The following is a 21199-nucleotide window of genomic DNA, read 5'->3' on the forward strand; positions in this document are numbered from 1 at the left end:
TATTCCTTAATATCTTCATGAACATGTATTTCTATTTAAATAAAGAAGGGAATTTTCAATATGACTTATAAAATGATTGTTTTAGATTTAGATGATACTTTACTACGTGATGACCATACCATTTCACCTCGTACGAAAGAGGCTCTAATGACTGCGCAAGAGCAAGGAGTAAAGGTAGTACTTGCTTCTGGACGTCCAACGTTTGGTATGCGCAATGTAGCGAAAGAACTTCGTTTAGAAGAATACGGCAGCTTTATTCTATCTTTTAATGGCGCAAAAATTATTAACTGTAAAACAAACGAAGAAATCTTTAGTAGTACGCTATCTCCTGAAATCGTTCACAACTTATTTGAAATTAGTAAAACTGAAGATGTATGGATTCATACTTACATTGGTGATGATATCGTAACAGAAGAAAATAATCCTTATACTGAAATTGAGGGCGATATTACTGGTATGCCAATTGTTGTAGTAGATGACTTTAAAGCTGCTGTTAAAGAGCCTGTAGTAAAAGTATTAATGAATAAAGAAGCTGAACGCCTTGTTGTAGTAGAAAAGAAACTACAAAAACAATTAGAAGGTCAATTAAGCGTTATGCGTTCGAAACCATTCTTCTTAGAATTTACTGAAGCTGGTGTTACAAAAGGAACGAGCTTAAACCAATTAATTCAAAAGCTAGGCATTAAGCGTGAAGAAGTTATCGCAATGGGCGATAGCTATAACGACCAGGCAATGATCGAATTCGCTGGTCTTGGTGTTGCAATGGGCAATGCACCAGATGATATTAAAGAAATTGCAAACTACGTAACAGATACAAATATGAACGATGGTGTTGCAAAAGTTGTAGAGAAATTTGTATTAAAAAGAGAAGCGCTCGTTTAATATTTTCACCCATAAAACCTATTTGAAGTCAAACACTTCAAATAGGTTTTTATTTAAATTCTCATGTTTTTGTGACTATATTTTGAACTTTGCACTATTCTCGTAGTGTAAACTTTCTTTTTGTATATAATGAAACAAAATAGACTATTTTATTTTGAAAAAGAATACAAATTTACTATAAACAAGCATACGTTAAAGGAGGATACTTTATGTTATCTACACCAATCGGACGATTAAGAGCAATCGGCTTAATTGAGGGGATTTCTTTCCTATTACTATTATTTGTAGCAATGCCATTGAAATATTTCGCAGGATTTGCAACAGCTGTTAAAATTACAGGCATGGCTCACGGCGTTTTATTTATTCTATTCATCTTTGCAGTAATTCAAGTAACAATCGTACACCGTAAATCGATTTTATGGGCACTTGGGGCATTCGTTTCATCAGTTATCCCATTTGGTACGTTTGTACTAGATGCAAAACTAAAGAACGAACAATAATAATAAAAAGGTAGTTAACGAATGTTAACTACCTTTTCTATTTATAAATTTGGAATTTCCCAATCAATTTTTCTCTCGCCCATATTAGCTAAAATCGTATTTACTTTAGAGTATGGCTTACTCCCAAAGAAACCACGTCTTGCTGATAATGGACTTGGATGTACGGATTCGATAATATGATGATTCGTATTCGTAATTAACTTCTTCTTCGCCTGTGCATGGCGCCCCCACAATATGAAAATAACTGGTTTTTCACGCTCATTTAATAGCTCAATCACGCGATCAGTGAAATGCTCCCAGCCTTTTCCTTTATGAGAATTTGCTTCACCTTGTCGAACTGTTAATACAGTATTTAATAGTAGTACCCCTTGCTCTGCCCACTTTACTAAATAACCGTTATTTGGAATATCATACCCATATTCATCTCGAAGTTCTTTATACATATTTAGTAATGACGGTGGCGTTTTAATGCCTGGTTGTACCGAGAAGCTTAGACCATGCGCTTGATTCGGTCCATGATAGGGATCTTGCCCTAAAATAACGACCTTTGTATTTTCATAACTTGTATACTGAAGGGCATTAAAAATATCTTCTACCTTCGGGTAAACGACATGTGCACTGTACTCTTCTTTCAAAAAACTGGCTAAAGTACGATAATATTCTTTTTCAAATTCTGGTGCCAATAATGCCTCCCAATCATTCTTTAAAACATTTTCCATACCTTCACTTCCTATCCGATTAATTCACCATATCCTGCTTTGTAAACACTACAAACGAAATAATAAGAGACACAACTGCCCAAACAGTTAAATTCATTAAAGAAAACCCCATCGATAAACCTTGTAATGCAGGTAGTTTTCCTGATAAATAATCTGTTAATGATAAGTTCACACTAAAAATATATTTCGCACCTTCCCAAGATGTTGCAAATGAACTTAAAATACCACCTGCGATTAATGCGGCTAGCATAACGCCCATACCAGCTGGTGTATTTCGAATTAAAACAGAAACCATAAATGATATAGTTCCGACAACGATCGCAACAAACCAAGCTAATCCATACGCCATCAAAATATATTGCCACTGCGGAATCAAATGTACAAAGTTTGTATTTAACGTTTCCTTATCAATGACAAATCCTGTTAACACAGGTAAATTCCATCCTGAGTATCCAAATACAAGCCCAGATAATATGTACGCAAACAGACCTACGAGAAGCAGTATGAGTGAAATGAAAAATAACATTGTCACGTACTTACTAAGAAGTATTTTCCAGCGCCGAATCGGCCGCGTAAGTAACATCTTCATCGTTCCATCACTTCTTTCTCCTGAAACAATGTCAATAGCGACAATCATGACAAGAAGCGGAATAAACAATGTAATTCCTTGCTCAATAAACGCCCTTACAAAAGTTGGTGCACCTGGTGCCATCGGGTTAATATCGTGATCTAAATAATATTGTTGTTGCTCCACTCTTACCTTTAGCCAATCACGCCATTCTTCTGGCAACCTAGAGTTATTTAACCGATTCTGAGAATCAACAATTTGTTGTTGCAGTGACACTTTCCAATCAGTTGTGCCAAGTCGTTTTTGGGTCGTTTCTATTTCACGATACTGCGCATATACGAAAAGCGGGATCAAGATTGCTAAAATAAGCATGACAACAAAAATACGTTTCTTACGATAAATCTTTTCTGATTCATTCAAAACTAGATTCGCAAATTCACGCATGCTGCTCACCCCTTGTGAGTTCAATAAATAAATCTTCTAGCGTAAATACAAGCTCCTTAACACTATGTACATCTATCCCATTTTCTACAAAATATTTATTCCAACTACTTATAGATGCAATATCCATCCGGCATAGTAATCGGTCACCTTCTATACTCACTTCTCTTACTTCCTCAGCAGCTTCTAGCATATCTTTCGCCTTAGAAATTGGTGTAACAATCCATTCTACACGATCACTCGCTGTTTTAATTAACTCTTCAACCTTGGCAACTGTTATCATTTTCCCTTTATGAATAATAGCAACTCGATCGCATATCATTTGTACTTCACTTAGCAAATGACTTGAAATAAACACACTCATATTTTCTTCTTTCACAAGCTTATGTATAAATTCCCTAAGTTCTCTAATTCCAGCTGGATCTAAACCATTTGTTGGCTCATCTAATATGAGCAATTTTGGATTTCCAAGAAGCGCTTGCGCAATGCCAAGACGCTGTTTCATACCGAGTGAATATGTTTTTACCTTATCGTGAATTCTTTCATCCAAATGAACCATTTGAGCAATTTCAATAATACGTTCATCTGATATATCACCTAACATACGGGCAAATTGTTTTAAATTTTCCCATCCCGTTAAATATGTATACAGTTCTGGGTTTTCAACGATACTCCCAATTTGACGCATCGCTTCTCTGAAATTTTCCTTAATAGAATAACCACCAATAGAAATCGTACCTTCTGTTTCTTTAATCAATCCGACTAGCATTCGAATGGTAGTCGTTTTTCCGGCACCATTCGGTCCTAGGAAGCCAAACACTTCTCCTTGTTTTACATCGAAGGAAATATTCTCTACAATTGTCTTCTTTCCAATTACCTTCTTCACGTCTCGTACGGAAAGTATCGTCGTCATTTTCCCCCTCCTTGTTCTAGTCTTAATTTACTCGCAACATTTTGAACTAATCGGTCTGCCATATATGTATACCCTACTTCATTCGGATGGAAATGATCGGAGTATAATAAATCTTTCCCACGGTTTTGGAATAAATCAAATGTCGGTGTAATATACACATTTTTATTATTTATCGCTAACTTTTCTAAAGATGCATTCCAGTCTACAACAATGTTTGAAGACCCTTTTAAATCTTCTACATCTTCAAAAGGATTATATAAACCTAGCCAAAAAATAGGGCTATCTGTATTTAACTTACGAATTTCTTCTATAATTTTCTTCGCTTCATTTTGGAATGTTTCTGTATCAGGACGGTATGTTTCTAAATCTATCTTTCCAAGCGATTCCCAACCAGGAAATAAATCATTTCCTCCAATCGTTAAAACGATTACATCTGCTTGCTTAATTGAATATTGAGCGCCACTACTTTCAATTTGTTTTAATAAATCCGGCATTTTCGCACCACTAACCGCTAAGTTAGTTAAGGCAACCTTTTGCTTATAATCTTTTTGTAAATCTTCTTTCGTCCGTCCAATATAGCCAATTCCTTCTTTATCACCAACACCGCGTGTTAATGAATCACCTAAACTAACGATTTGTAACGTTCCTGTTTTCTTTTTCTCTTTTGCCACTACATCGGTCTTTTTAATTAAATTTGAAGCTTTCGGATTTAATACATCATTTACACCTGAAACAAAACCATATGCAAATAAACAGAAAGATGCAATTGTAATGAGTAGAATTACTTTTACTACTTTTGATCTCATATCAAAACCCCTTTTAGCTCTCATAGATTGTCCATAATTATACCAAACGCAATTTTGAAAAGCGATTTTCACACCTTATCTATTATTATGTTGTTTCCCTATGTACTAATTCTGACAATAACTCTACGTGCTTTACATCTATTTTCTCATCATTAACCTTTTCATATAATAATTCAAATGCCTTCACGCCAACATTTTTACTAGAATATGAAATCGTCGTAATGCCTAAAATATCTGCCACATCTTGATCATCACAACCAATAATCGTAATATCTTCTGGAATACGAATTCCTTGTTTTTTCGCTTCCGTTACCATTCCCGCTGCAATATGGTTGCAAGATACAAGAAACGCAGTTGGTTTCACAGACATACGGATCCATTCCCTGATTACATCACGCCCATCCTCCACCGTAAAACAGTCCTTAAACTTCCAGGCCTCTATCTGTGGTGCAGCAATCTGTTGAAGTGAATCCGCATATGCTTGTTTTCTTCTCTGACTATTAATACTATTGCTTCTTCCAATGCAATACCCAATACTTGTATGGCCGGCATCTATTAAGCTCTTCATCCCACGCGAAAACACTTTATAGTAATCAATGTGCACACTCGAAATGAAATTCGAGTCTATTTCTTCACACATAACAATCGGGCCAAATTTCGTATATTCTTCAAGCTGTTCCTTACTATTTGCCCGGGAACATATAATAACCCCATCAAGTTTTTTCATTTTTAACATATTCAAAATTTCTAATTCTCTTTCCTCACTATAATTCGTCTGACAAAGCATCATATTATAATTGTTTTTTGCTGTTTCCTTTGATATCCCCTCGATAATAGCGCTATAATACTGATCATTTACGTGCGGTAATAAAACGCCAATTACATTCGTTTTTCCTTTCACTAAATGAATTGCATTCACATTTTGCGTATAATTTAATTCTTCTATGATCGCTAAAATTTCTTTTCGTTTCTGTTCATTCACATATGGATGATTATTCAGTACACGTGAAACAGTTGAAACAGATACCCCAGCAAGTTCAGCAATCTTTCTTATATTCGTCATCTCATTTTTCCCTTCTCATAAAAATTCTCCCTTGACCTGGTAAGCTTTCCACAATATATCCTGTCCTAGCAAATACATTTTGAAAGGATATACAACTATGCTTCGATTCAAATTAGAATATATATTTTTCATCGGCGGCCTACTTATTCTCGCCATCGGTATTAATATGATGACGACAATTACTTCCTTTGGACTTAGCCCTTATGATTCCTTCTTTATTGCACTATATCAAAATTTCGGGATAAGTATCGGTTTTTGGCTTTTCATGATTAACTTTGCTTTTACCCTTATCGTACTCTTTTGGAATAAAAAACAAATAACAGTTGGTACAATCGTAACAATGGTTCTTATTTCTCTTTTTGTTGATTGGATTGGTTCCATTACAACTATTATGGACGCTATCCGCTCTCTTCCAAAATATATAACACTTATTTGTGGAAATCTATTCGTTGGGGCTGGGATTGGTCTTTACGTCTCTACAAACCTTTGCGCAGCACCTCAAGAGGCTTTTGTTTTAACAGTTGCTGAGAAAAAGAAATGGACATTTAGAAGAACAGAAATTTCATTAGCGTTTTTATTTTTAACATTAAGCTTTTTATTAAATGGACCTATCTATTTTGGAACTATTATCTTATCTTTTACAACAGGCTGGATTATACAAGCATTTATTCAAGTTGGTACGCAGATTTTAAATAGAAAAAAACCTATTAAGCAAGCCGCTTAATAGGTTTCTTTATTAGTCGAGATACTACTTAGCATCCCCTTCAATTCGATAGTTTGCTTTCACACAATCTATTTCTTCATACCCTTGCAACGTATGTAGAATATAATCATAATCAGCAAGAGACGCACGGTGCGTTACAATTACAATTTCAGCTTTTCCTTTCTCTTCAAGCGGCATTTGAATAATCTTTTCAAAACTAACACCACGCTCAGAGAATAATGAAGTAATTTTTGCAAATACACCAATTTCATCTTTTACATGAAGTCTTAAAAATTTCTTCACAACAATTTCGTCTGGCTCTTTTAATACCTTTTTATACTGCGGGGATACCGCACTATTTCCATTTACACCCAATCTAATGTTTTGCATTACAGCTACTAAATCTGAAACAACAGCTGTTGCTGTCGGTAAGCTTCCTGCACCTGGTCCATAAAACATCGTTTCTCCAACTGCTTCACCATACACATATACAGCGTTATATTCGTTTTGCACGGCCGCAAGAGGATGTGTATTTGGAAGTAGTGTCGGTTCAACTGTAACCTCTAATTTTTCACCATCTCGCTTCGCAAGACCGATTAATTTAATCGTGTATCCTAAACTCTTACTGTATTCAATATCTTCTTCTGTAATAGAAGTAATCCCTTTTACCTTCACATCTCCAAGCTCTACATTTGTAGAGAAACCAAGGGTAGCCAAAATCGTCATTTTTCTTGCTGCATCTAAACCTTCCACATCTGATGTTGGATCTGCTTCTGCAAATCCAAGTTGTTGGGCTTCTTTTAACACGTCGTTATATGCTCTCCCTTCATCTGACATTTTCGTCAAAATAAAATTTGTCGTTCCATTTACAATTCCCATTACTTTCGTAATAAGATCGGAAGAAAGTCCTTCTACGATGCTTCGTAAAATCGGAATCCCTCCGGCTACACTTGCTTCATAAAACAAATCTGCTTTATTATCTTTTGCTACCGCTAATAGTTCCGCCCCATGCAACGCCATTAAATCCTTATTGGCAGTCACAACATGCTTCCCACTTTGTAAAGCTTGCAAAATATATTCTTTTGCATCATCAATGCCACCCATCACTTCGATGACAACGTCAATATTTGGATTATCTAAAATTTCATTTGCATCTTGTGTTAATAGAGTAGAAGGTACCTCTACTTCTCTCTCTTTTTCAATATTTTGCACTAGTACTTTCGTTACTCTCACAGGACAACCTACTTGGTGTATAAGCCGCTCTTGATGATCTGTAATGATACGAACTACACCGCTACCAACTGTCCCAAGACCTAATAAACCAACTTGAATTTCTTTCATAATACTGTCCACCCCTCAAAAATTGTGTTTAGATGAAATTATATGAGCAAAAAATATGAAAAACAATATTTTTTGAACATTCGGAAAAATAAAGGTTAATCTTTACAAAGAAAACGTTGCCACGTGTTACACAATCTTTTTTTATAATACATAAGGGGTTTCTTGATACACGTAATAATTCAGCCAATTAGAGAATAATAGATTCCCATGGCTCCTCCACCTAACAAGCGGTTTCTCATTTGGATTATTATGCTTAAAATAATTTTTTGGCACATCAATATTTAACCCTTTTTGACGATCTCGTTCGTATTCTTCTTTTAACGTATCACAACTATATTCGCTATGACCGAGTGCGAAAACTTGCCTGCCTTCTTGCCCGATAACAAGATGAACACCTGCTTCTTCAGAGTTCGCTAATAATGTTAATTGTTCCACCTCTCTAATATCACTCTCTCGTACTTCTGTATGACGAGAGTGCGGAGCAAAAAACAACTCATCAAAGCCTTGTAACAATTTCACATGTTGTTCAAGGACCCCATGTTCAAATACACCAAACATTTTTTCCTTAAGAGGATACTTTGGAACGCCATAATGATGATACAAACCAGCCTGTGCCCCCCAGCAAATATGAAGCGTAGATGTTACATTCGTTTTTGAGTACTCCATAATACGCCCAAGCTCTTCCCAATAATCTACCTCTTCAAAAGAAAGAGTCTCTACTGGCGCCCCCGTAATAATAAGCCCATCAAATTTTTCATTCTCAATATCACGGAATGTTTTATAGAAACTCGTTAAATGTTCCTGTGCTACATTACGAGACAAATGCGATTCCATATGAAGTAAATGAACATCTAATTGCAGCGGTGTATTACCAATTAAACGAAGTAATTGCGCTTCTGTTTCTTGCTTTGTAGGCATTAAATTTAATATAGCAATTTTCAATGCCCGGATATCTTGTGTTTCTGCTCGCTCCTTCGTCATTACAAAAATATTCTCCTCCTGCAACACTTTGCGAGCTGGTAAATCTTTATCAATTATGATCGGCATGTTCTTTGCCTCCGACTAGCGCTGCTTCTAAATCTGCAATAATATCAGAAACATCTTCTATACCAACCGATAAACGAATTAAATCTGATGTAACGCCAGCTAAACGCTGATCTTCAGCACTTAATTGTCTATGCGTTGTACTAGCAGGATGTATGACGCAAGTTCGTGCATCAGCTACATGCGTTACGAGAGTTGCTAGTTTTACATTTGCGATAAATTCTTTCGCTGCTTCTAATCCTCCCTTAATACCGAATGTTAAAACACCACTAGCACCTTTTTTCAAATACTTTTGTGCTAACGAGTAATTTTCATTACTATCTAATCCCGGATAATTCACCCATTCAATACGTTCATGATCAACAAGCCACTTAGCAACTGCAAGAGCATTTTCACTATGACGCTCCATTCGTAAATGCAATGTTTCTAAGCCGATATTGCTAATATACGCATTGAATGGGCTCATACAGTTTCCGTAGTCTCTTAATAATTGAACACGTGCCTTCACAATATAAGCTGCTGCACCAAAATTTTGAACGTAACTTACGCCGTGATAACTTGGATCCGGTTCAACAAGTTCAGGATATTTCCCATTTGTCCAATCGAAGTTCCCTCCGTCAATGACAATGCCACCTAAAGAACTTGCATGACCATCAATATATTTCGTCGTAGAATGAACGATAATATTTGCTCCATGTTCAAATGCTTGGCATAAATAAGGAGTTGCTAATGTATTATCCACAATAAAAGGTACTTCCAACTCTTTGGCTGCATCTGAAAATTCTTTGAAATTTAAAACGTTCATCGCTGGATTTCCTAGCGATTCCGCATAAACGAGTTTCGTCTTATCATTAGCAAGGGCCACAATTTCATCAGCTGTTAAATTTGGATTAAAGAACGTAACATCAATACCAAGTTTACGCAAACTCACCCCAAATAAATTAAACGTCCCGCCATAAACTGTGGAAGAACAAAGCAAGTGGTCTCCGCTACTACAAATATTTAAAACGGCGAGCATAATAGCAGCCTGCCCAGAGGCCGTTGCAACAGCTCCTACACCGCCTTCTAAATCTGATAACTTCTGCTCAAATGCTGCTAAAGTAGGGTTGCCAATACGCGTATAGATATATCCTTCTGCCTCTAAATTAAATAGTGCTGCTAAATCATCCGAAGTATCATATTTATACGTTGTACTTTGATAAAGCGGTAAAACACGCGGTTCACCATTCTTTGGCGTATAGCCACCTTGCACACAAATTGTTCCTTTTCCCCATGATTCTCCCATCTCTCATTCTCCTTTCTTCTTATACAAAATAAAAAACTGCCCCTTTCCTGAAAACAAGAAAGGAGCAGTTTGAAAACACGCTCTAAAGGCTCTTTCTTATCTTTCAGGATTATTACCTGCAGGATTTGGCACAATTCCGTTATACGGCTGTTGCCAAGGTTTCATCGGGCCTGTCCCTCCACCTTTTCTTGATAAGACTATGCAATTACCGTTGATTTTATAGCAATAATTTCCTAATGTCAATCAGTTTTTCTGAATGTTCTAAATTAACAACAAATAATTTGATACACATAACAAAAGAAATATATTCCATATTCATTTGAAAAAGACCTTTTAAAATCCCCTATTAATACATAGAATTAAATAAGTAGTTTAACTGTGTACATTCCAAATTCTGACGAGACCTCAATATATTGAATAAGCCAACCTCTCAAAAAGATACTATACATATTCATTTCATTTCACAGTAGTATATTTAATTCTTTCAACATTAAAACTTACATAACGGAGGTAGAACATGACACACACAAAGGACATGCACTTTATACTCGTCCTATACGGCATTATTTTAGGCTCTATAGTAGGAGCAACAGTCTGGTTATTTTTAGTTACAATAAATATCGGCATTCACTTTATTTGGGGATACTTACCTACTATCTTATCTTCTCCCCCGTATTACACCATTTGTATAACAACTATCGGCGGTATTCTCGTTGGCTTAACCCAAAAATACTTCGGCACATATCCACGTCTTATGCCGGAAGTAATGGGTGAATATAAAAAAACAGGTAGAATTGAATACCGTTTTGTACATAAAGCTACTTTAACTGCGATTATCGTTTTAATATTTGGGGCTAGCTTAGGTCCCGAAGCAGCACTTGTTGGCATTATCGGTGGACTTTGTACATGGGTAGGGGATCGCTTTACATTCGCCTTAAAAGGAATGAATGAACTAACAGAGGTTGGAATTGGTGCTACTTTAAGTGTAATTTTTAACGCGCCATTATTCGGTTATTTAGCTCCAAATGAAAATGAGGGTGAGCAAATTAATGAATTTTCTAAAGGAAAAAAAGCGATTGTATATTTAGCTACTACTTTCGCTGGTTTTTCCATTTATTTATTACTTAGTAAATTTGATAATCGTGGATCCTTTATCGTTGATTTTGGGGAAGGTTCCCTTTCTCTTAATGAATGGATTGCCTTTCTACCACTTGCTAGTATTGGTGCTATAGTTGGATTCTTTTATTTTAAATTAGAATTCACATTAGAGAAATTCATTCATCCTTTTAGGGAATACAAACTTATCCTTGGAATTATCGGTGGTATTTTATTAGGGATTGCAGGAACTTTTCTCCCATACACATTATTCTCCGGAGAACATCAATTAAAAGATTTAGTCGTTGAATGGAGCCATTTATCCTTCTGGGTACTACTTCTTTCAGGGGTTTTAAAATTATGTATTACTGCCGTTTGTTTAAATACAGGTTGGCGTGGCGGACACATTTTCCCAATTATATTCGCTGGATCTAGTATCGGATATGCTATAGCTTCCATTATCCCTATAGATCCAATTGCTTCGGTAGCCATTGTCACAACAGCAATTTCAAGCTATGCATTAAGAAAACCAATTGCTATAACACTACTATTACTCATGTTTTTCCCGCTCAATTTACTATTACCGATGCTTGGAGCGGCAGCGATTGGTAATGCATTTCCACTTCCTAAAAACAACGAAGCTACAAACGAATAAAAATAGGCAGTAGGGACAAAAGTTCCACTGCCTATTTTTATTACACACGTTGCTTCAATAACGCATATAACTCTTCAAAATTTTGTACTTCATATGTTGGCACAATCTCGCTATTATTTGATTTCTTTTCTGGATTAAACCAACAAGTATCAATTCCCGCTACATATCCACCTTTAATATCAGCACTTAACGAATCCCCAATAATGAGTCCTTCTTCAAAGGAAAAATTAGGAATTCGTTCGAAAACATAATCAAAATACTCTTTCATCGGCTTTTGGAATCCCGTATCTTCAGAAACGAAAATATCTTTAAACAAGGCATGTAATCCTGCATTACGTAAACGTTTATCTTGCGTCTTAGAAATACCGTTTGTCACTATATATAAATCGTACTCCCTTTGAATTTGATTTATAAATTCAAACGCGCCTTGTATGAGTTGATTCCCTTCTTCTAAGTAACTGCGATAATTATTTTCGAATAATATCCCATCCACTTCTTGTCCATATTCTTTAAATAAAACCGAAAATCTTGTATTTACTACTTCATCACGATTTATTTTACCTTCTTCAAAATCATCCCAAAGACCTTTATTAACTTTTTTATACTGTGCTTCAACCTCGCTAGTTAGAGGAATCCCTTTCTCCTCAAAAAGCATACGTAACGCTATCCTCTCAGCCTTTTGAAAATCTAACAATGTATCATCTACATCAAATAATAGTGTTTTATATTTTTTCATAGTCCCCTCACACTCTCTTTTCTACAAAAACAAATTCACATAAATCGTACCATTCTTCCTTGTAAAAATAATAGGAGATATCTCATACTAAACATGAGGTGAAAATATGAAAGTCAGCAAAAATAGCGAAGAAATCTCTCGTTACATACAAACTTACAACTTCCATGCTCTTTTTTCTTTTGATGTCTTACCATATGCTGAACTACATTCCTTTCAAAAGAAAGAAAGGATATGTAATGAAGGGGTTGATTTCCCTTATCTTTATTACTTAATTTCCGGTAAAGCAAAAATATATATGAGTCACAAAAACGGGAAGGTTTCCTTAATTAACTTTATTCAAGCACCTTCGTTTATTGGAGAATTAGGGTTAATTGGTGTAGAATCTGTTACGAAAACGGTGGAAGTGATTGAAGAATGTATGTGCTTGGCGCTTCCTCTTAAAGATTGTCAGCATCTTTTATTGCAAGATGCTACCTTTCTACAAAAACTATGCAAATTTATCGGTGAAAAAACAATTACCCGAACAGAAAGTTATGCCAAAAACAATAGTTATCCGTTCGAAAATCGATTAGCGGCATTTATTCTATTAACAGAACAAAATAACAGTTATACAGAAAAACATACCGAGGCTTCGGAATACTTAAATGTCAGCTACCGTCACCTTTTATATGTATTAAACCAGTTTTGCCAGCATAATTACTTAAAAAAAGACGGAAGAACTTATTACATACAAGATCGAGTTCAATTGGAAAAATTGGCTGACGAACTTAAAATATAAAAAAGTAGCATTAACATATAGACGTTAATGCTACTTTTTTCGAGTGACGATTCTATTTTCAATTAAAATTTGCTTGCTACTTTAGCTGCTTCTTCAAGACCCGCTGTAATGATCTCTTCTGCCTTATCTGGGAATTGGTTATGTCCTTCAATAACTACTGTTTCCATATTTGTTGCACCGAAGAAGCCCATCATGCTTGCTACATATTTAACAGCCATTTCTACTTCAGCTGCTGGACCTTCAGAATATACACCGCCGCGCGCGTTTAACAATGCAATCTTCTTATCTCCAATTAAACCAACTGGACCTTCTGGCGTATATTTAAACGTTTTACCAGCTCGGTTTAAATAATCAATATATGTGTGTAGTACTGCTGGAATCGTTAAGTTCCATAATGGGAAACCGAAAACAACTTTATCAGCTTCTAGGAATTGATTTAAGTACTTATCAGCAACTGCTACTGCTTTTGCTTCTTCTTCTGTTAAATCAAATCCTTTACCTGCTTTGAATGTACCATTAATCATGTCTACGCCTACGTATGGTAATTCTTCTTTATATAAATCAAGTTCTACTACTGTATCATTTGGATGTGCTTCTTTGTAATTTGCTAAAAATGCCTCATATAATTTCACACTAACTGCTTGTTCCGCTGGACGGTTGTTTGCTTTTACGAATAAAACTGTTGTCATTATGTTTTCCTCCTAATACTAGCTCTTCTGTTGTTATATGCTTTCAAAAAAGGTATCCCTTGTAATTGTTGTTTGTTGCTTACAAAACATATTTTATCTTTATATCAAGATAATTTCGTCCTCACATAGACGTATTTTTCCATAAAAAAAGTCCACCTTCCAAAGGCGAACTAGGTCTTACGACTTTTGTCTTATACAATTCCATTTTTCACTGCATATAACGCCGCTTGCGTGCGATCAGATAAATGTAATTTACTCAAAATACTACTTACATGAGCTTTTACCGTTTTTTCTGTAATAACTAAAACCGAAGCGATTTCTTTATTACTCATCCCTTTTGCTAATAGCTGCAACACTTCATTTTCTCTTGCTGTTAGCACATCCACTTGAATAGAAGGTTCTTCTTCCTTTTCTTCCACAGGTAATGTTTGAGAGAGAAGAGCGGTTGCTATATCTGGATGTAATTGAATATTACCTTTATAGGCGCTTCGAATAGCTTCAACAAGTTGGTCTGGTTCTACATCTTTTAAAATATAGCCGCTTGCTCCCGCCCTTAATGCTGGTAAAACATGTGCCTGATCAGAAAAGCTAGTTAATACTATTACTTTCACATCCGGATATTCTTGTTTGATACACGCCGTTGCCTCAACACCATCCATTTCGGGCATATATAAATCCATTAGTACAACATCAGGATCTGTCTCCCCTACTTTCACTAATGCTTCTTTCCCATTATTCGCTTCTCCAACTAACGCTAAATCTTCTTGCGTACTTAAGAAAAATGCTAATCCTTTTAAAACGACTGTATGATCATCAACTAACAATACTTTTATTTTCACAAACTTCCCTCATTTTCACATCATAATGGTACGTTTACTTTTATACTGGTTCTTTTCTTATCACTTACAATTTTAATTGTTCCACCAATTAATTCTACTCTTTCGCGCATCGTAGTCATGCCGAGTGATTTCTTCTCTTTTATATCCTTTTCTACAAAGCCTTTTCCTTGATCGACTATTTCTAATGATACATTCTTCTCCGTCACTTTGAAATAAATCGTTGCTTCTCTGACATTCGCATGTTTACTTACGTTATTTAAAGCTTCTTGACCAATTCTCCATAGCGCTTCCTCTACTACACGCGGCAAATCACGAACACCTGTAACTTGTTCACGAATTTTCAATCCCAAGTTTTCACCGTACTGCTTTAAAGCTGGTAATAAGCCTTTTTCTAAACCTGCCGGACGAAGCTGCCAAATTAATGTTCTCATTTCCTTTAAAGCTCCTTGCGCTAGTTCACGCATCTCATGCAAAGATTGATCAACCTTTTCATTTTGACCTTTTAAAACAGCTTCAGCCCCTTTTGTCATAAAGGTTAATGAAAATAATTTTTGCGAAACAGAATCATGTAAATCCCTCGCTAATCGGTTTCTTTCTTCCATTCGTACGAGTTCACGGCGCTGTTCGTTTAATCTTAAATTCTCTATTATTAATGAAACGTGATTCGATAATGCTTGAATTACATCTATTGTATTAACATCAAATTCCCCATTATTTAAACTAACACATAAAACACCAAATATATGATTTTGGATATGTATTGGTGTAGCAATAACAACTCCATTTAGATGTTTTAATAGAGCTAGCTTACCTTGTTCTAACGCCTTCTTTGCCGCTTCTTTTACATCCTCTTGTAACTCTTCCTGACCATAAGAAGCTCGCAAAGATAACTCTATTTCTTCCCTAATAAAAAACGACACTTGATTCCACTGAAATACTTCACCTACGTGATTTACCACATTTTCAGGTAATATATTAAACTTATGAATCGTTTTTAAAGCTTGAATAAACCGCTCCAATTTCACATAATAATGTGCTCTTCGCTTTTCATTTTCATATAATTTTGTTCGCTTTAAGGCCGTTCCGATTTGGAAAGCAACTGATTGGAGCAATACTAATTCTTCTTCCGAAAAATGTGTTTTACCTGGACTAGCTACATTTAAAACACCAAATTTCTCTCCTCCAGCCTTTAAAGGAACCGTAGCATGATGAAGGATTCCTTCTGTATCTCCCCAATTATATTCAATTGCATTATTAATTCTTTTACATTCAATAATATTAACCGCTCGCTCTAATTTCCCATCCACAAAGCCACGTAAACACCAACACTCACCTTCACACATCGGGCGTTTATTTTCATATGTAAGTGCCTCTGGTAACTGGTAATCGATTAACTTCGTATATTTCCCATTTTCATCCGCAAGAAAAATCCAGCCCGTCGTTAGACCTGTTACACTGAGCAATTTTTCTAGCACCGCTTGCAGTACATGGTACATATCATTTGATGTATTTAGTGTTTCTGCAATTTCTTTTAATATAACTAATTCATTTGTACGATTCTCTTGAAACATAATTCGTCTCCTACATACAAGATTTTAAATAGCTCCTCAAATAAATCATCTACTTTTCACTTTGTACTTATTCATAACATTGATATAATGGTGAAAACATAGTTTTCATTATATCACCTGAGGGGGCTTTCATAATGACATTAAATAAAGCACTTACTATCGCTGGTTCTGACACAAGTGGCGGTGCTGGTATACAAGCAGATTTAAAAACATTCCAAGAACTTGGTGTATACGGAATGACATCTCTTACGACAATCGTAACGATGGATCCACATAACGGTTGGGCACATAACGTATTCCCAATCCCAGCTTCTACATTAAAACCACAGTTAGAAACGACAATTGAAGGTGTTGGAGTAGATGCTTTAAAAACAGGTATGCTTGGATCAGTAGAAATTATTGAAATGGTTGCAGAAACAATCGAAAAACATAATTTCAAAAATGTAGTAGTTGACCCTGTTATGGTATGTAAAGGTGCTGATGAAGCATTACATCCTGAAACGAATGATTGCTTACGTGACGTTCTTGTTCCAAAGGCATTAGTTGTAACACCAAACTTATTTGAAGCTTATCAATTAAGTGGTGTGAAAATTAATTCTCTTGAAGACATGAAAGAAGCAGCGAAAAAAATCCACGCTTTAGGTGCGAAATATGTCCTAATTAAAGGCGGTAGCAAGCTTGGTACGGAAACTGCAATCGACGTCCTATATGATGGAGAAACATTTGATCTTTTAGAATCAGAAAAAATTGATACAACAAATACACACGGCGCAGGTTGCACATATTCTGCTGCAATTACAGCAGAGCTTGCAAAAGGAAAATCTGTGAAAGAAGCGGTAAAAACTGCTAAAGAATTTATCACAGCTGCTATTCGTTATTCATTCAAGATCAACGAATACGTAGGCCCAACACATCATGGTGCATATCGTAAATTCGTTGCATCAAAAGAACTTGTCTAACTAAATGAAAACACCCACAGAGTTCATATATTCCCTCTCTGTGGGTGTTTTTTATAAGCTCTTCCGGTCATCTTACCTTTAAGATGCAGAACTGACCTGATTTCTACCATTTCTTTTGGAGTAATATAACGCGTCATCAGCAGCTTGAATAAATTGCTCTGGTGACTGTTCATATACCGAAATTCCTACTGAAACTGTAATTTTTATTTTTGTTCCATTTAACAATTGGAATGAATGTTTCTCAACAGCTGTGCGAACTTGTTCCCCCATACGCATTCCGTAAGTTAATCCCTTCCTCGGTATCAGAAGCGCGAACTCCTCTCCACCCTTTCGGAAGGCCAAATCTGGAAACGTTGAAACTTCTCGTAAAATACGCCCTATTTGTTTTAATACTTCATCTCCTGCAGGATGCCCATACGTATCATTTACATACTTAAAATGATCAATATCTATAAGTAGTAAACAAAGTGAATCATTTTCCATGCGCTTATTACTAATATGACGATTCATCTCTAAGTCAAACTGTCTTACGTTTCCTAAACCTGTTAACGCGTCTATCGTTGCATATTGCTTCATCGTTTGAAATAACTCATTGGATTGTAAAACATAATTTGCACCTATGAATGTTATATAGCCTGTAATAATACTAGAAATTAAATATAATCCCACTATGTTAATATCTTTAATCAACCATATATATAGTGAGGGAATTAGAATAGATAAAATATATGTATGTAACCATGCCCATTTTTCTCCTAGAGAAAGATTTAGACGCGAAATAAAGATACTACCTAATCCTATTGCAATAATTGTATAAAAGGCCACTTGAGACGCTAAGGAATAATCCATAAATAATAACCTAGTTACTAAAATCATACTAACAGTTATAGTACTCGCTATTGGGCCTCCAATTATGACGGCTAGAATAACAGCTAAGTAACGTAAATCTAATAGGATAGTACCAACATGAACACCGAAATACATTAGTAATATACCTAATATTCCAGTAAGAATGCCCACTACACATTTCTGCCAAACAGAGAACCCTTCTTTTAACGGTTTATCTCTTAAAAGCTGACCTCCAATAAAAATAAAGGAAAGAATAATTGTTGTGTTTACAAATAAATCCCTTAACATAAAATAATCTCCCTACTTTTCTATCTATCCCTTTCCTTATTTTATTGTATACGAAGTTCCTATAATTCCCAAAGATTTTTATTTATTTTTTGCTGTTTCACGTGGAACAGCAAAAAATAAAAAAGGACGAAAATTCGTCCTTTTCACTAACAACAGCGCGAGATCTTTCCACCCTTTGCATTAAATCTAGCTTCTTGTGCTTCTGCAAAAAACTGTTTTTGACATACAACATCTTCTTCTGGATGATGCTTTTTCATATGCTCTACATATGTTTCATAGCTTGGCACTCCAACAAGTAAACTAATAAAGTGTTTCCTTTGTCCCCATACTTTCCATAGTCTTTTAAGCATAGTTCCTCGACTCACTTTCATCTCTAGAAATATATGGTGCCTCTTTTAGCGGCATCGGCTTATTTCTTAATACTTGAATCCAAATTCGAATTGCAGAAATTAATACAGCGATTACAACTATCATAAAAATCCCGCAAAGTGCCGCATCAATATAATCATTGAAAATAATTTGCTTCATTTGAGCGACATTTTTAGCTGGCGCTAACACTTTCCCCTCGTCTAATGCTCCTTGAAACACCTTTGCGTGGGATAGAAATCCTATTTTAGGGTTTTCATGAAATAGCTTTTGATAACCCGCCGTCATCGTTACAATAAGCAATCCGACAGTTGGAATAAGCGTCACCCAAACATATGCCTTTTTCCCCATTTTGAACAAAATTGTCGTTCCAAGTAATAATGCAATACCTGCTAACATTTGGTTTGCAATACCGAAAAGTGGCCATAATGTATTAATTCCACCAAGCGGATCAACTACCCCTTGATATAAGAAATAGCCCCATCCTAATACACATAACGTTGTAGCTATTACATTTGCTAATGTAGAATCCGTTTTCCCAAATGGCTTATATACATGCCCTAAAATATCTTGAATCATAAATCGGCCTACACGCGTTCCAGCATCAATCGTTGTTAAAATGAATAACGCTTCAAAGAGAATCGCAAAATGATACCAAAATGCCATCATGGCCGTTCCACCTATTACTTGTGAGAAAATATATGCCATACCTATCGCTAACGTTGGCGCACCACCTGTACGTGATAAAATCGTTTGCTCTCCAACATTTACAGCGAGATCTTTTAGTTCATTTGGTGTAATAGCAAATCCCCATGAGGAAATAACTTGAGCTGCCTGTGAGACATCTGTACCGATAAGTGCTGCGGGACTATTAATTGCAAAATAAGTTCCCGGTGTTAATACACAAGCTGCAATCATCGCCATCGCCGCTACAAATGACTCCATTAACATCGCTCCATAACCGATTGGCTGTGCGTGTCCCTCTTGCTCAATCATCTTCGGCGTCGTACCTGATGAAACGAGAGCATGGAATCCAGACACTGCACCACAAGCAATAGTAATAAATAAGAACGGGAATAAGTTTCCAGAGAACACAGGACCAGTTCCATCAATAAATTTCGAAACTGCTGGCATTTGTAGCTCTGGTGCTACAATTAAAATACCGATTGCTAATCCTACAATTGTTCCGACTTTTAAAAATGTGCTTAAATAATCACGTGGTGCTAAAAGCATCCAAACTGGTAATGCCGATGCGATAAATCCATATACAATAAGCATAATAGCAATTGTTTCGCCGCTAAATGTAAACATGCTTGCAAGTGCTGGATTTTCCGCTACATACTGCCCTCCAATAAGAGACAGTATAAGTAGGATAATTCCGATTGCCGACCCTTCACCAACCCGTCCAGGCCTAATGTAGCGCATATACACTCCCATTAAAATAGCGATAGGAATCGTTGCTGCTATTGTAAACATTCCCCAAGGACTTCCGACAAGCGCCTTTACTACTACTAATGCTAATACCGCTAATAAAATAATCATAATGCCTAAAATACCGATCATTGCAATAAGTCCTGTAACAGGACCAATCTCATCTTTAATCATTTCTCCTAAAGATTTACCATTACGTCTCATCGAAGCAAATAAAATTACAAAATCTTGCACAGCTCCAGCGACAACTACACCAACAATAATCCATATTGTCCCTGGTAAATATCCCATTTGTGCCGCCAAAATTGGTCCTACTAAAGGCCCAGCCCCAGCAATTGCTGCAAAATGATGCCCAAATAATACCCACTTATTTGTCGGAACATAATCTTTTCCATCATTTAATGTATGGGCTGGCGTTTGCCGATTATTATCTAAACCGAATACCTTTCTCGCTATAAATCTACTATAAAAGCGATAAGCAACTGCATACACACATACCGCAGCTACTAAGAGCCATACGGCATTAATAGTTTCACCTTGTGATAAAGCTATTACACCAAATGCACCTGCTCCTACTGCTGCAATAACTCCCCAAAGTAAAATCGACTTCAATGTTCTCACATACAATCCCCCCAATACTATTTCTTAGTGGGATTGTACTAAATTTTCTGAATATTT

21 protein-coding genes and 1 riboswitch are annotated in these 21199 nt (G+C 36.0%); of the genes, 6 read left to right on the forward strand and 15 right to left on the reverse strand.

Going from position 1 to position 21199, the window contains the following annotated elements:
• The first annotated feature begins 60 nt into the window (after positions 1-60).
• Both ACYVEC_RS02695 and ACYVEC_RS02700 read left to right on the forward strand, forming a co-directional pair.
• The gene (locus tag ACYVEC_RS02695) at positions 61-882 is read left to right on the forward strand and encodes a Cof-type HAD-IIB family hydrolase (protein ID WP_063223932.1); all 822 of its coding nucleotides are present in this window, start codon (positions 61-63) and stop codon (positions 880-882) included.
• Positions 883-1091: 209 nt separating this feature from the next.
• The gene (locus ACYVEC_RS02700) at positions 1092-1382 is read left to right on the forward strand and encodes a DUF3817 domain-containing protein (protein ID WP_002191320.1); all 291 of its coding nucleotides are present in this window, start codon (positions 1092-1094) and stop codon (positions 1380-1382) included.
• A gap of 41 nt (positions 1383-1423) precedes the next feature.
• On the opposite strand, the gene ACYVEC_RS02705 is transcribed toward ACYVEC_RS02700, so the two are convergent.
• The 5 genes from ACYVEC_RS02705 to ACYVEC_RS02725 are packed head-to-tail and all read right to left on the reverse strand — an operon-like array spanning position 1424 to position 5892.
• Positions 1424-2101 carry a uracil-DNA glycosylase gene (locus tag ACYVEC_RS02705; protein WP_063223933.1) on the reverse strand — a complete coding sequence of 226 codons (678 nt, stop codon included), beginning with the start codon at positions 2099-2101 and terminating at the stop codon, positions 1424-1426.
• Between the two features lie 19 nt (positions 2102-2120).
• Complete coding sequence (locus ACYVEC_RS02710; protein WP_063223934.1) at positions 2121-3113, reverse strand: ABC transporter permease subunit; 993 nt, start codon at positions 3111-3113, stop codon at positions 2121-2123.
• Positions 3106-4023, reverse strand: a complete 918-nt coding sequence (locus tag ACYVEC_RS02715; protein ID WP_063223935.1) for an ABC transporter ATP-binding protein — start codon at positions 4021-4023, stop codon at positions 3106-3108. The genes ACYVEC_RS02710 and ACYVEC_RS02715 overlap by 8 nt, the downstream gene beginning before the upstream one ends.
• Complete coding sequence (locus ACYVEC_RS02720; protein WP_153039385.1) at positions 4020-4901, reverse strand: SGNH/GDSL hydrolase family protein; 882 nt, start codon at positions 4899-4901, stop codon at positions 4020-4022. The genes ACYVEC_RS02715 and ACYVEC_RS02720 overlap by 4 nt, the downstream gene beginning before the upstream one ends.
• Before the next feature lie 13 nt (positions 4902-4914).
• The gene (locus ACYVEC_RS02725) at positions 4915-5892 is read right to left on the reverse strand and encodes a LacI family DNA-binding transcriptional regulator (protein WP_063223937.1); all 978 of its coding nucleotides are present in this window, start codon (positions 5890-5892) and stop codon (positions 4915-4917) included.
• A gap of 97 nt (positions 5893-5989) precedes the next feature.
• Here ACYVEC_RS02725 and ACYVEC_RS02730 point away from each other — a divergent pair, with 97 nt between their 5' ends.
• A complete protein-coding gene (locus tag ACYVEC_RS02730) occupies positions 5990-6616 on the forward strand; it encodes a YczE/YyaS/YitT family protein (protein ID WP_063223938.1) in 627 nt (208 codons plus the stop codon).
• A gap of 24 nt (positions 6617-6640) precedes the next feature.
• Here the strand turns inward: ACYVEC_RS02730 and ACYVEC_RS02735 are convergent, their stop codons facing one another.
• The 3 genes from ACYVEC_RS02735 to ACYVEC_RS02745 all read right to left on the reverse strand — a co-directional run bounded on the left by ACYVEC_RS02735 (position 6641) and on the right by ACYVEC_RS02745 (position 10265).
• Positions 6641-7936 carry a homoserine dehydrogenase gene (locus ACYVEC_RS02735; RefSeq protein WP_063223939.1) on the reverse strand — a complete coding sequence of 432 codons (1296 nt, stop codon included), beginning with the start codon at positions 7934-7936 and terminating at the stop codon, positions 6641-6643.
• A 141-nt stretch (positions 7937-8077) separates the two neighbouring features.
• Positions 8078-8983, reverse strand: coding sequence for a homoserine O-acetyltransferase MetA (gene metA, locus ACYVEC_RS02740; RefSeq protein WP_063223940.1), 906 nt, complete (start codon positions 8981-8983; stop codon positions 8078-8080).
• Positions 8967-10265, reverse strand: a complete 1299-nt coding sequence (locus tag ACYVEC_RS02745; protein ID WP_063223941.1) for a bifunctional O-acetylhomoserine aminocarboxypropyltransferase/cysteine synthase — start codon at positions 10263-10265, stop codon at positions 8967-8969. Before ACYVEC_RS02745 ends, metA begins: the two co-directional genes overlap by 17 nt.
• Positions 10266-10358: 93 nt before the next feature.
• Positions 10359-10463: riboswitch (SAM riboswitch) on the reverse strand.
• A 319-nt stretch (positions 10464-10782) separates the two neighbouring features.
• On the opposite strand from ACYVEC_RS02745, the gene ACYVEC_RS02750 reads away from it, so the two are divergent.
• Complete coding sequence (locus ACYVEC_RS02750) at positions 10783-12015, forward strand: chloride channel protein (protein ID WP_063223942.1); 1233 nt, start codon at positions 10783-10785, stop codon at positions 12013-12015.
• 40 nt (positions 12016-12055) lie between these two features.
• Here the strand turns inward: ACYVEC_RS02750 and ACYVEC_RS02755 are convergent, their stop codons facing one another.
• Positions 12056-12751, reverse strand: a complete 696-nt coding sequence (locus ACYVEC_RS02755; RefSeq protein WP_063223943.1) for a YjjG family noncanonical pyrimidine nucleotidase — start codon at positions 12749-12751, stop codon at positions 12056-12058.
• A 106-nt stretch (positions 12752-12857) separates the two neighbouring features.
• On the opposite strand from ACYVEC_RS02755, the gene ACYVEC_RS02760 reads away from it, so the two are divergent.
• Positions 12858-13529, forward strand: coding sequence for a transcriptional regulator YeiL (locus tag ACYVEC_RS02760; protein WP_063223944.1), 672 nt, complete (start codon positions 12858-12860; stop codon positions 13527-13529).
• Between the two features lie 62 nt (positions 13530-13591).
• On the opposite strand, the gene ACYVEC_RS02765 is transcribed toward ACYVEC_RS02760, so the two are convergent.
• The 3 genes from ACYVEC_RS02765 to ACYVEC_RS02775 form a co-directional block, all read right to left on the reverse strand.
• The gene (locus tag ACYVEC_RS02765) at positions 13592-14218 is read right to left on the reverse strand and encodes an FMN-dependent NADH-azoreductase (RefSeq protein ID WP_063223945.1); all 627 of its coding nucleotides are present in this window, start codon (positions 14216-14218) and stop codon (positions 13592-13594) included.
• Positions 14219-14409: 191 nt separating this feature from the next.
• Positions 14410-15057 (reverse strand): response regulator, encoded by a 648-nt coding sequence (locus ACYVEC_RS02770; protein ID WP_098556234.1) that lies wholly within the window; start codon positions 15055-15057, stop codon positions 14410-14412.
• A 20-nt stretch (positions 15058-15077) separates the two neighbouring features.
• The gene (locus tag ACYVEC_RS02775) at positions 15078-16628 is read right to left on the reverse strand and encodes a GAF domain-containing sensor histidine kinase (RefSeq protein ID WP_460505579.1); all 1551 of its coding nucleotides are present in this window, start codon (positions 16626-16628) and stop codon (positions 15078-15080) included.
• A gap of 134 nt (positions 16629-16762) precedes the next feature.
• On the opposite strand from ACYVEC_RS02775, the gene pdxK reads away from it, so the two are divergent.
• The gene (pdxK, locus tag ACYVEC_RS02780; RefSeq protein WP_063223948.1) at positions 16763-17587 is read left to right on the forward strand and encodes a pyridoxine/pyridoxal/pyridoxamine kinase; all 825 of its coding nucleotides are present in this window, start codon (positions 16763-16765) and stop codon (positions 17585-17587) included.
• Positions 17588-17665: 78 nt separating this feature from the next.
• Here pdxK and ACYVEC_RS02785 read toward each other — a convergent pair whose 3' ends face one another.
• From ACYVEC_RS02785 to cstA, 3 genes are all read right to left on the reverse strand, one after another.
• Positions 17666-18724, reverse strand: coding sequence for a GGDEF domain-containing protein (locus ACYVEC_RS02785; RefSeq protein WP_063223949.1), 1059 nt, complete (start codon positions 18722-18724; stop codon positions 17666-17668).
• Positions 18725-18870: 146 nt separating this feature from the next.
• On the reverse strand, positions 18871-19074 hold the full coding sequence (locus ACYVEC_RS02790; protein WP_142332786.1) for a YbdD/YjiX family protein: 204 nt from the start codon (positions 19072-19074) through the stop codon (positions 18871-18873).
• Positions 19067-21142, reverse strand: a complete 2076-nt coding sequence (gene cstA, locus ACYVEC_RS02795) for a carbon starvation protein CstA (protein WP_063223951.1) — start codon at positions 21140-21142, stop codon at positions 19067-19069. The genes ACYVEC_RS02790 and cstA overlap by 8 nt, the downstream gene beginning before the upstream one ends.
• Between the last annotated feature and the right edge of the window lie 57 nt (positions 21143-21199).

The organism is Bacillus sp. MN7755 (assembly GCF_054771475.1).